A 12070-nucleotide genomic window follows, 5' to 3' on the forward strand; every position below is an offset into this window, starting at 1 on the left:
ATGTGTCTGCAGCCCTTGGGAATCAAGGGGCAATATGGTTTCAGCAAACAGTTACAGTGATAGCGCCGAAAATTGGGTTAACTTTTTGTTATTAAATCGCTTCATGCAGGGAAAAATGAGGGCCGGAGAGCACATATTTGCTTGCTTATAATTGTACTAAAGTACCTATTTTTTCAGGGCCAATCGTGTTTCTTACGGTAGCCGAGAGACACTCGAAAAGACTGAAAACCAGTCATTAAAATCACGGTGTACACCTGTCATTGGTATACAGTTGGTATACAAATTATCCCGCTTGAAATTCCAGCGTCACTCATTGCCAAATTGGCCCTCATCAGAGAACCATTTTTTTGATCAATACACGACAAGTGCGTTTGATTGAAGAATGTCAGTAAAGGCACTCAAAGCGTTAGAGAGGCCCCGTTATCTCTCAACCAGTCTTTGCGTTCATGGTAGTCAGGCAGCACCTTATCGACTTCATCCCAAAAAGCGGTGGTATGGTTGCGGTGATGGTTGTGGCACAATTCATGGACTACGATGTAGTCAATCACCTTTGGTGGGGCCATCATGCACTTCCAGTGAAAACTTAAATCACCATTGCGCTTACAGGCCGCCCATTTATAACCAATATCCTTGACCGTAATGCTGCCAAAATCCACACCTACTTTTGGGGCAAAGTATTGTGTGCGAGCTTGAAGGCGCTCAAGTCCCTTTTGGCTATAAAGCTGTTCAAAAGCCTGTTTGGCGGCTGTGGCGCTGGGTGATCGAACCAAGGCTTTATTTAAAAGAAATCGGCCATTTTTCAGGCTTAAAGGCTTAACCGGATCATCAACCAGTGTTAGCTGATAGTGACGGCCAAGGTATAAAAAAGACTCACCATTCACCCACTCCCGGCACACATGAGTACTGTTCAAGCTATTCCATTCTGCCAGGGTGCGGTAGATCCACATGCGTTTGCTGTAAACGGTATCGTCCACCTGCTCGGCACTCATGTGCAGGGGAGGGCGGACGTGAATCGTTCCATCCCGCTCTACCACAATGTCGGTGGTTTTGCGGGAGGCACCGGGTAACAAGTAATACTCGATATCTTTTATGTTGCGTTTTTTCAACCGTATGACCTTATTGGCTGCGGCCAGCATTGAGCAGGCTCTGATGGCGGTTCTTTGCCAGCTTCATGACTTCTACGGCCACACGTTCCCGGTTGTTTTTTAATTCGGTAATTCCTGATTTGGTGATTTCCATTTTTATTGTGCTGCGCGTACGTTTTTGTTTGTCGGGGTTTTGCCAGAAGTCGATACTGCCAATAGTGTCCTGCAAAATATCAACAATTTTTTCCATTAGCGTTTTAATGGCTTGTTTGGCTTCCTCCGGCACCCGGCCTTCAGTAAAGCCTATCTGCACAATATGTTCAAAAAAAGTAGTAGCTTCACGGCTCATTCCGTCTTCGCCCTGACTCCGCCCTTCTATGGCTTTGGTACGAAGTTCTGACAGTTTTTCAACCAGCACATCCCATTCGTCCTTATGCTTTTCAATCAGGTTATCTACCTTTTCAGACAGGCTTTGGTAAAATGCCGGGTCTTCGTTATGGTGGACAGTGCAGTGCTTACGAATGGCGTGCTCCATCTCACTTGCCTTGGCTTCCTGATTGCCCCCGGCATGCTTATTCAGCTTTTCAATGAAGTCATCACAGAGCAGTTCAACAGGCTCCACTTTTGGGTTAATGCCAAGGCTGATCAAATGCTCATTGATTAACGCTTTCACCTTTTCACCGGCATTACCGAGATTCAGGCTGCTGTCTTTATAACGCTCTTTGCACAGTTGCAGAATGTAGCCAAAACGTTTGGCAGGCACTCTAAACGGTTGGGCGGGGCTGTCAGGCAGAATGATATCCAGGCTGTTTAAAAACGCTTTAAGGTACACCTCAAAATCTGCCCGGCGTTTTTCGTCTTTCAATGCAGTAACGGCTTGGTGAACGACGATGGCATCGTCATCCACAGAAGGCAGTGTTCCCTGAACAAAGGCTTTAATCTGATCAACACCCAAGGCGGTAAAATGCTGCAGCAATCGTTGATAGCGCTCTTCAAGTACCGGCAACTCTGAATTGATATTTTTCAGACCTTCCTGCAATTCCTCTTGCACTTCATCACTACCGGCATAGATATCCAGCGCTTCCGTCAGGTGATTGGCCAGACCGATATAATCGACAATATAGCCACGGCTCTTGCCCTTCTTCACCCGGTTGGTACGGGCAATGGCCTGAAGCAATGTATGCTCTCGTAGCCTTTTATCGATATACATCACTTGCTCAATCGGGGCATCGAAGCCTGTCAGTAGCATGTCGCAGACAATCAGAAAGGCGATACCGGTATTGTCTTTATCAAAGTCGTAGTCAGGGCTATGGGGAAACACAAAGGATTTGCAAAAATTCTCAACGGCATTATTTCGGTTAGCCTGCTTTCTGGCTTCAGTAATGTAAGCCGCCTCGTTGGTGCCATCGCTGGAAATGATGGCAGCGGTTTTTAGAAAGCGCAGCTTGCTGATTAATTCAGGGTCAGGCGTGGTTTTCGATTCTTCGTCCTTAATACGCTCCGCCAGTGCTTGTTGAATGGCTTTCTGGTAGCGAACACAGGCCAGTTTTGAATGGCAGACCACCTGTGCCTTAAACCCATTCGGCAGAATATTATCGATATAGTGGCCGACAAGGTCTTTGCCAATGGCGTTAATGCGGTTTTCCGCTTCCAGAATATCGCCACTGGTTCCGTATTTCTTTTTGATGGCCAGCAGTTCTTCTTCGCTGCGTTCTTTAAACAAGTCCTCAAACGCCTCATCAAAGGCATGCTTTTCATTCAGGACACTGTCAGCGGTTTTGCCTTCATATAAAATTTGCAGGGTGGCACCGTCATCAACAGCATCCAGCAGTCTGTATTTGTCGATATACTCCCCAAAACGCTTAATGGTTTTTTTATCGCCATGGCGTTGAGAAATTAACGGCGTGCCCGTGAAGGCAATGCGTGTGGCATTAGGGAAAGCCTCAAACACATTGTCACCCAGGTCAGACCCTTGTGTTCTGTGGGCTTCATCAATCATTAGCAGGATTCTGCCGGATTGATTCACCACGCCAAACGTATCAGCGGCAGGCATGGCCCGATAAGTGCCCAGTGCTTCAGCTACCTTGTTAGAAAGAACTTGCTTACGCTCCTGAAACTTATGCACCATCACCATATTAATATCAGATGCATCACTGGCCAGTTGGCGGCGAAGGCTTTGGGTACTTTCGATGACATTAACCCGGCCACCAATCAGTGTGGCGGTTTCGCTTAGCTGTTGTTCAAGGTCTTGCCGATCATTGACCAGCACCATTTTGAAGTCATTCAAGTCAGAACTGGCGCGCAGCATCCGGGCCACAAATACCATCGTTAAGGATTTTCCAGAGCCTTGGGTGTGCCAGACGACCCCGCTGCGCTCAAGGGTGTTTTTCCCGGTTCGCAATCGGTCCAGTATTTTATTGGCTGCCCGGAATTGCTGGTATCGACAAACCACTTTAATGCGTGGCCCGGCATCGGTATCCATAAACACGGAACAGGTTCTTAGCATCATTAACAGGTTGCCTTGGTTAAGCATCCCCTGAATTAACTGCTCCTGCTGGCTTTTGCCTTTCAAAGTGGCATTTTTATCAGGGTAAGCGGTTTTCCATGCATAGAAATGCTCTTCGCCGGAACTGATGGTGCCATAGTCGGCCTCAATACCACAGGTGCGAATCAACAGCAGGTTGCTGTGAAACAGCCGTGGCTCACCCTCTTTTAAACCCGCCTTTACCGTTTCTTCCCGTTTGTGCATATACCGTTGCAGTTGGGCAAACGCTTCCTGCATGGGGTTGGCACAGGTTTCAGAGCCTTTTTTGCACTCCACCACGGCTAGCGGTAGGCCGTTCACAAACAGCACAATATCAGGAATGATAAATTGCTTTACACAGCCCGGCGTATCGACACGGAACTGGTTGATGGCATGAAACTGATTATTGCCCGGATTGTTAAAATCGATCAGCTGCACCACCGGATCTTCCTCTCCGGTGAGTTCATTCACATCCACTTGTGTTTTGAATAATAATTTTTGCACCGACTCATTGGCTTCCAGCAGTGAATGATTGGGTTGACGCAGAACCTGCTGGCGCAACTCCTCCAGTTGAGCGTCAGTCAGCCAGCATTGCCCCTCTTCGGTTTGGTTGATGGCTTTAACGGCGCTGCGAAACACATCCGGCAGAATCCATTGGCGAAAGTGCTCTCTAAGAGAGGCTGCCGGATTTTGGGGAATGGCTTCTCCCTGATCGATGGCTGTCCAGCCGAGCCCTTCCAGCTGTTTCAGGAAGGGTTGTTCAACTTCAGTGTATTCACTCATTCAGGGTGTACCCGTCAATTCAGGGAGAGAGGTTCAGGTCAGGGTGTTTGCAGTAATAGCCTATCGTCACTACACTGTGTACATATACAAATAATATACACATTGGTGAATCATGCGCACGAACATAGTAATCGATGATGACTTAATGGCACAGGCATTGAAGGCTACTGGATTGGAAACCAAAAAAGAAGTGGTGGAGCAAGGCCTGAAACTGCTGGTAAAACGTGCTCAGCAACAATCCATCAGAAGCCTGCGGGGCAAAATTCAGTGGGAAGGGGATTTGGATGAAATGAGGCGTCAACGGTGATATTGGCCGATACCAGTGTCTGGATTGACTACCTCAATGGCAAGATCACCCCGGCATCGGATTTACTGGATACCTGTCTTATTGAAGGTACTCTGGCCATGGGAGACCTTATTTTTCTGGAAATTCTGCAAGGTATTCGGGATGACAAACAGTTCCGACAAGTGAAAAGCAAGCTGTCATTATTGGATGAATATACGCTGTTTAGCCCGTCCATGGTCATGACGTGCGCTAATAACTTTCGGGCATTACGCAAGAAAGGGATCACGGTTAGAAAAACAAACGATGTCATCATTGCCTCATACTGTATTGAGCAAAAAATGCCATTGCTTTATACCGACAGGGATTTTAAACCCTTTTCCGATCACCTTGGGTTGATAGCGGCACTGGCGTGAAAGGGATATGTCTGCTTGTGGAGCCTGTTTTAAAAAAAATAGACTCCACAATGGTGTTTATTAAACCGATGGGTTTCTCAGATCAACCCGCGCTAATTGTTTCAGGGCAATATCAATGGTTCGGCCATCGAACAGTTTGGTTTTCCGCAGCGCCCAACGTTCACCGGCAGGCCATTGGCCCATGGCATTGAGGATGGCATCCGGTTCAGGGACTATGCCTTCTTTAAACACCAGCCAGTCCACCGTAGATAGCAGTTCCATACCAAAAGGCGATTCAAAGCCATCAATCAATTCAGTCGTTTTTTCCAGCGCAGGTAGCCAAACTTTAGCCTCGGATTTCAAGTATGCGGTCACAGCCTGACGTTTGCTTTCATCAAAGGTAATCACATCAAAGGGGCGGGAGTCATTGATGCGTCGGTCACAGTGCAGATAGCTGCCATCCAGATGGTTTAACAAATGCCTGAGTTCATCCGCATAAGGGCCATAGTTTCTTGCATTGAAATGCAGGCCCAGAGGGTTCTCCAATCCCATGTGATCAATAACCCTGTTCAGTATCCAAGCCAGCTTTTGAGCTTCAATCAGGCTGCACTCCATACCCAGAACCCAGTAGCGTCGAATCAGTTCGGCAACTAAGGCCCTGGCAGGGGTGAGCGATTTTACGCCTTGGGGTTTAGCCACGTTCTGATAGCGCTCGGTGGGTTCGTAGATAATGATCTCTACGTCCGTTAAATCCGCAAGCGCTAGCTGAATCTGCCGTTTGACATCTGCCCAGTTCAGGCCACCATTACCTGCCCCGAGGGGGGGGATGGCGATAGAATGAATTTGCCGCTCAATAATAACGCGTTTCAGATCCTGCAAACCGTCAATAATCCACTTCATTTGTGAAGGGTGTCGCCAGTTCTGTTTAGTAGGGAAGTTAATAATCCATCGCGGCCCCATCAATTCACCGGTTTCGGTAGTGAACATTTTACCCGTTCGAACCTCGCCGGTTTTACAGGCTTTTTTGTAAGCCGCCAGATTAGGCTTGAATCGCTCACTGAACATCAAGGCAATGCCTTTGCCCATCACGCCCACGGTGTTGACGGTGTTAACCAGCGCTTCCGCTTGTGAGTCCAGCAGATTGCCGGTGGTATAAGTAATCATGGATGGTAGCACCCCGGACGAGTGTACACGGGCAGTGTCAGCCCTCGTTGTTGTATTTGTTGTGTAACTTCCATTGTGATGTCATCAGAATAACAGATCATGCCGATCAGGGCAGAGACAGGACAATGCTGGTGGACCAGAGCCTCGGCCTGATATCGCTCAAAGCGTGCCGGGTCATCCGGCACACGTCGAAAATCCAGAGATTGCAGCAATGGCCAGTCAATGTTCGGGAGATCGGCCAGATCATGGTAAAAAGGTGCCCACTGGCAATAGGCATGGCTATCTGTAAAAACAAACGGTAAACCCTGCCTTTGCAACTGATGCAGACTGGACACCAGAATAACTATCTCCTCCCGCTGGCGTTGTTTAACGCCACGCCCGGTGACGATATTCATCATCATGACTGAGCGAGGAGTGAAATAAAACGGTACATAGTCATTCAGCACTCCACCCGGTGCGATAGGCACTACGTAGCGGGTGCGTTTGTCCGTTAGTTCCGGGTTGCCAATAGGGACCCATTCTGGTGAATGAAGTTTACTGTTGCCGCTGTGCAGGCCATTATCCAGAATTCAGGGCAGGTTATGTCGGTGGACAATGCGCCAGATCAGGGCTTTTTCCGGGTTCAGTTTGTCAAAGCCTTTAACCATGGGGCGCTTCAGGCTCCTTAACAGAAACAGGGACTCTGCCGGTGAGGAGGTCTTGCATTAGACCGAGTTTTTGATTCTTCAACTTCATCACTTGTTGGTATAACCCTCTGATTTTCTGATCAGAAATATCAATTCTTAAAACGATACGATGTTGTTCTTCCGGATCAGGAAATGGAAAAACAAGCTTATTCATCACTTCATTATTTAAGCTTGGCATTGTACTCCCGACTGCCAAACCAGCAATTTGTCTTTGAACAATATCGTGCCGGTAGGCACTGGCGACAAAATAATGATTGAGTTCAGATTTTTTCAAACGAAGTAGGAAGCAACCAGTTCCACACAACCAGCTTGTTTCTTGCTCTGTAATAGCCGCTGCTCTACTTAGCTCGCCTCGACGCGCAATAATGATGTCACCGGGTTGTACCCGATGCTTTGCAAGGGTTGAGGCTCTGGCTTCTGTGATACGAGCAATTTCATATGTATCAATCAAACCATCATTAATATCCTGAGGCATGATCACAGGAATACCTTCGTCCTGATATTCATGGGCATGCAATTGGCTTCCAAAGGGACCAGTTTGTAAGTAGCCCCCCGATGCGGCTAAAGCTTCTTTAAGATTAAGAGATTTCCAGTCTTTGGGAATCCACCCTATCGCTGTTTCCTGATAAAGCTCCGGTGCCTGCTCACGGGATGGGCGAAGCTGCCCATTGGGTAATACACCACGGGTAAACAGGTCGTGCATCAGCCCGGCCTTGATCTGTTGGTATTTGGTGATCAGTGCCTCGGTTCTCTCAATCGCCGTGTCGATGGTGGACAGGATGGTGGCGATTTTGTGTTGTTTCTTTTTGTGTGGATATTTGATGATGAGATTATGGAGCGACTTTTTGTTAAGGGTTGCACCTTTAATCGCTACGTCTGTAATAGCACTATTTGCAAGATTCGGGAGAGTATAAAAGAGGAAAGCCTCATCAAGTTCCTCGCTACAGGTAAAGCTGGCAATAGCTTCATTGGTATATAGCTCTGTGCCAGCAAAAGCAACTTTTCCCAAGCTCAGCTTGAAGCTCATTAGCACAGAACCTGCCCGAACCAACTTAACATTGGAACTCAAGACCCCCGCCTGAGTTATTTGTTCTTTCGTACCGATAATGATGCGTTTATTCAGGTCAGCGATTGATACCCATGGAAACCCATTATCAGTATTAGAAGCCCAATAACGCGAGTTGTCTCTTGATGGTGTACCACCAATAGCAATAGCTGTTAATTGGCCTAGCTTAGATGATGACCAGTTATCACTCATACCCAAGCTCCACCAAAAACTGCTGTAACTCTGCCGCAGCCTGATCCCGCTCTGTTTCTATCTGTTTAGCCGTAGTCGCATACTTTTGCCACAGATTCTCAACTGCTGCAGTACAGGCTCGCAAATCTGCCCGAAGGTACGCTGCATAAATTTTAAATAACAACTCACCCAATCGCCGGGTAATCTCTACTCGGGCTTCATCTTTACTGATTTTTTCCCGAGCCTCATCCACCAGCGTCTGCTTCTGGTTTTCAGTGGACCGGATGGTGGCTTTCAGTTCACGAACTTCATCTTCCAGTGCTTTATGGCCGGCCAGCTGGTTGTCGATACGGGTGGCCTGTTGTTTATAGCTGGCACCGTTTTCCATGGCCTCTTTGATGATGGTGGTAAAATCCGAGGCATGTTTAAAGTGCGCAGCTAAATCGAGAATGCGCTGACCATTGGCAAAAATAGCCTCTTTCTGGCCCAGCCCTTCCGTCAGGTAGTAGCTTCTGGGTTCGTTGTTGGGGCCTTTTGTAGTGACGAACCTGGCGACTTTTAATTCGGTAAAGAGGTCTTTCGCGGTGTCTTTCAGCCTTTTTAATTCTGCTTTCCAGGCCGCATTTGCCGCTTTAAGGTCAGCCTTCAGGGTTTTCACCTGATCAGCTGGCAGTACGCCGGTATCGTCGCTCTCTTCAGAAGAGGGTTCAAAGTCCTCTTCACTGGCCGCAGCAAAGAGGGCCTGCAGTTCTGCCAGACGTGAACGCTGTTGCTCCAGTTCTTCCAGCACTTCCGGAAACTGACTTTGCAGAATATCGTCGTCCGGAATCAGTTCGGGCCCCCAGCCACTGGCAGCAATGGATTTGAAATCGGATTTCAGCAGGTTGTAATAGTTGGCAAACGCTCCCCGCACCTGATAGCTCGATAGCAGGTTCTGTTCGGTAAACGTCTGTTCAATGCTGTTCAGCAAATTGCTGCGCATCTCGTAAACATTTCGGGGCTTACCTTCTTTATTCGCCGCATCGGGTGCCAGTGCTTCGACAATGGGCAGGTGCTCATGCCACCAAGTCTTGAGGGTGTCCATAAACTGGCTTTGACGATCCATAACGCCCTGATGATGGCTGATATGGTCCGCAATGGCGCGATTGCCCTCAATCACCGGGCTGAAGTCTTCATAGATGCCATCCTGCCGTGGAATAAAGGTGTCTTCCCGCAGGCCTTTGTAATTTTGCCAGAAGTGGTCGAGGTTGTTGACTTCCACGGAAGGCACGCCACCTTGTAGGTGGGCGCGAACATCATGGGGTTCGGCAGGCGGAGCATTATCCACATAACGGCGGATATTGCAGTTGTAATCTTCGGCTGCGATCTCTTCAATGGGAACTTTACGACAGTAAGCCGGTATATCTTTACCGCCACGGTAAGCGTGGACCACTTTGTCAATATCTTCCGGGCGTAGATGGTTCTGTGCTTTGCCTTCCCGGTATTCCCGGTCGGCATTAATAAAGAGCACGTGCTTACGGTCTGCAACCCCTTCTTTGTTGAGCACCAGGATGCAGGCGGGAATGCCTGTGCCATAAAACAGGTTGGAAGGTAGGCCAATTACCGCTTCCAGCACACCGCGCTCAATAAAATGCTGGCGACACTCTTTCTCTTCGCCACCCCGGAACAGGACACCGTGGGGCATTACCGTGGCCGCTTTGCCATTGGGCTTTAAGACCGACAACATGTGTTGCACAAACATCAGATCGGCCTTTTTGCCTTTTTGTGGCATCCAGACACTGAAACGCCCCTGATGTTTCATGTTGTCATTACGGGAATAGTTTTGGCTGAACGGCGGATTGGCCAGCACCCGGTCAAAGCGTACCAGCTTACCGTCCATTTCGTGTTTTGGTTCAATCAGGGTATCGGCGTTATAGATATTGGCGAAGGAGATACCGTGGAGCAGCATGTTCATTTTGCAGATGGACCAGGTGGTGCCCATTTTCTCCTGACCATTCAGGGAGAGGTTGTCCGGATTGCCGCCACACTCCTGCACATAATCCCGTGCCTGAATCAACATACCACCGGAGCCGATGGTCGGATCATAAACGCTCATATTCTCTTGGGGGTTGCAGACTTCGACACAAATCCGGACCACTTCGGCGGGCGTATAAAATTCACCGGCTTTTTTACCGGCGGAGTCCGCAAAGTATTTAATCAGGTATTCGTAAGCGGCACCCAGCAAGTCAGGAAATTCAAAGTTATCATCACCCAAGGGTATCTTTTCAAAATTCTGGATAAAGTCAGCCAGAGTGTCGTCACTCAGGGTTTGCTGGCCGATTTTACGGTTGAAGTTGATATGCCCGCCTTTCAACACGTCCTGTAAGGCATCAGGGTTATCGTCTTCCAACTCTTCCAGCGCTTTGTTCAGGGCAGAGCCTACGTTGGTTTTCAGGTGCTGAATGTTTTTCCAGCGCGCGCGCTCGGGCACATAGAAGTATTTGCCGGGGTAGTTATCCGGGTCATCCAGTTCGGTTTCTATATCTTCATCGCTGAGCCCGTCGTTACGAAACTGCTGGCGTAGTTCTTCCCGGCGCTGGTCAAACAGGTCGCTGGCCCGCTTCAGAAACAGCATGCCAAAGATGTATTCCTTGTATTCGCTGGCATCCATATTGCCGCGCAAATCATCACAGGCCGTCAGGAGCAGACTCTCGAGCCGTGACAGGGTCAGCTTGGTGGTCATTCGGTTTTCCTTGAAATCGGGCACGCTACTGCGCGGAGGTGGGTCGCTATCTTTTATTGACAGCGAGCAGGAAAAAGGAGCCTCGGCAGCGTAAGTGTAGAATTTTTACTGCCCAGTAGATTACCGAAAATGGTTGAGCTTGTATCGCTTCAGGGCGGGTTTAAGCAGATTTTTATTGCAGAGTGCGTGTTACCGTTGCTGGAGAGATAACAACCGAAAAAACCGAAAATAAAGATAATTCGGTTTTTGCGGGTGCTTTTCTATGCTGGAGTCATTCACAAGATAACGTTTTAATATGGGTGGTTCAGGGGCATTGTATTCTGCCTCGCGTAGCATTTCTTTTGCTTTTGAATTGTTGTTTTTCGTCTCTTTTAATACATCACCGTAGAATTGCTTCTCCTGAAGTTTTTCTAGCTTTAAATCTGCCTGATGATCCTTCATCTCATCTTGATAGCGGTCAAAACATTTCTTTTCAAAGCCCTTTATGGGCTTTAAGGCGTCAGTAATGCATGGTGTCTTTTTCATAGAGGGGTTGCCAATGATGGCACCCCATAAATTGGGGATCACGGACCATTCATCATAACGCTTCGGGTGAATAACAACCTTACTGCCTAATAAAGAGCTGAGCGCTACCATGGCTGATACAGCAGGAAAGTCTACAGGAGCACCGTCTTTTCGAAAGGCAATGTCTTGAATCCATTTCTCAATTGAATGAGGCAAAATATTTGATGGGAATTCAGGCACCGGTAATAGCCCTTTTTCAATAGGCTCTGGTTTCTTCCATTTAATCTCGGGGCTGCTATTTGCTGGGTTCAATTGGCCAGCAATATCATTATTAATAGACATAATATTCACGGACTTGTTGTTTTATTTGTTAAAAGTGTCAGTGGTACATTTTTTTGTTAATGCGTGCTAAATCATTAAAGTCAGTGCCCTTGGAGTCGGGTGGGAATGTTGGGCAGAACAGAGTGGCTCCGGAAGCTTTGGCGGCCAGTTTACCTTGTGTGAGTCCGGGATTGCCTTTTCTGACACTTCCCGCCCTATCGGGCGAGGGTTCTTGATCGCTCAAGAACGTTTCTGTTTCACGGTCCGTAGCTCAGGGAACAGGCTTGGTTATCGCATAAAAGTTCCACAGTGGGAGCTTTTACGATGGCGAATCAACCCATGCTCCCCAAGTCTCACACGAACTCC

The 12070-nt window shown here is 48.1% G+C and carries 10 protein-coding genes; 3 read left to right on the plus strand and 7 right to left on the minus strand.

The genetic code is table 11. The features are described from left to right. Positions 1-398 precede the first annotated feature (398 nt). Both KDK15_RS01550 and KDK15_RS01555 read right to left on the minus strand, forming a co-directional pair. Positions 399-1106 carry a M48 family metallopeptidase gene (locus tag KDK15_RS01550; protein WP_257293606.1) on the minus strand — a complete coding sequence of 236 codons (708 nt, stop codon included), beginning with the start codon at positions 1104-1106 and terminating at the stop codon, positions 399-401. A gap of 10 nt (positions 1107-1116) precedes the next feature. Then, positions 1117-4392, minus strand: coding sequence for a type I restriction endonuclease subunit R (locus tag KDK15_RS01555; RefSeq protein WP_257293607.1), 3276 nt, complete (start codon positions 4390-4392; stop codon positions 1117-1119). A gap of 112 nt (positions 4393-4504) precedes the next feature. Between KDK15_RS01555 and KDK15_RS01560 the strand changes: the two genes are divergently transcribed. Together KDK15_RS01560 and KDK15_RS01565 are read left to right on the plus strand one after the other, a co-directional pair. Next, positions 4505-4699, plus strand: coding sequence for a type II toxin-antitoxin system VapB family antitoxin (locus KDK15_RS01560; RefSeq protein WP_257293608.1), 195 nt, complete (start codon positions 4505-4507; stop codon positions 4697-4699). Next, complete coding sequence (locus tag KDK15_RS01565) at positions 4696-5091, plus strand: PIN domain nuclease (protein WP_257293609.1); 396 nt, start codon at positions 4696-4698, stop codon at positions 5089-5091. Before KDK15_RS01560 ends, KDK15_RS01565 begins: the two co-directional genes overlap by 4 nt. 60 nt (positions 5092-5151) lie before the next feature. Here the strand turns inward: KDK15_RS01565 and KDK15_RS01570 are convergent, their stop codons facing one another. Both KDK15_RS01570 and KDK15_RS01575 read right to left on the minus strand, forming a co-directional pair. Further along, a complete protein-coding gene (locus KDK15_RS01570; RefSeq protein ID WP_257293610.1) occupies positions 5152-6234 on the minus strand; it encodes a macro domain-containing protein in 1083 nt (360 codons plus the stop codon). Further along, positions 6231-6803 carry a DUF4433 domain-containing protein gene (locus KDK15_RS01575; RefSeq protein WP_373691316.1) on the minus strand — a complete coding sequence of 191 codons (573 nt, stop codon included), beginning with the start codon at positions 6801-6803 and terminating at the stop codon, positions 6231-6233. Before KDK15_RS01575 ends, KDK15_RS01570 begins: the two co-directional genes overlap by 4 nt. Between KDK15_RS01575 and KDK15_RS01580 the strand changes: the two genes are divergently transcribed. Then, positions 6762-6902, plus strand: coding sequence for a hypothetical protein (locus tag KDK15_RS01580; protein WP_257293611.1), 141 nt, complete (start codon positions 6762-6764; stop codon positions 6900-6902). The genes KDK15_RS01575 and KDK15_RS01580 overlap by 42 nt on opposite strands. On the opposite strand, the gene KDK15_RS01585 is transcribed toward KDK15_RS01580, so the two are convergent. From KDK15_RS01585 to KDK15_RS01595, 3 genes are all read right to left on the minus strand, one after another. After that, a complete protein-coding gene (locus tag KDK15_RS01585) occupies positions 6874-8178 on the minus strand; it encodes a restriction endonuclease subunit S (RefSeq protein ID WP_257293612.1) in 1305 nt (434 codons plus the stop codon). The two genes, KDK15_RS01580 and KDK15_RS01585, sit on opposite strands and share 29 nt — an antisense overlap. After that, on the minus strand, positions 8171-10879 hold the full coding sequence (locus tag KDK15_RS01590; protein ID WP_257293613.1) for a type I restriction-modification system subunit M: 2709 nt from the start codon (positions 10877-10879) through the stop codon (positions 8171-8173). Before KDK15_RS01590 ends, KDK15_RS01585 begins: the two co-directional genes overlap by 8 nt. 189 nt (positions 10880-11068) lie before the next feature. Beyond that, positions 11069-11725 (minus strand): YfjI family protein, encoded by a 657-nt coding sequence (locus KDK15_RS01595; protein ID WP_257293614.1) that lies wholly within the window; start codon positions 11723-11725, stop codon positions 11069-11071. Positions 11726-12070: the final 345 nt, after the last annotated feature.

This window comes from Endozoicomonas sp. YOMI1, assembly GCF_024606345.1.
Classification (GTDB): Bacteria; Pseudomonadota; Gammaproteobacteria; order Pseudomonadales; family Endozoicomonadaceae; genus Endozoicomonas.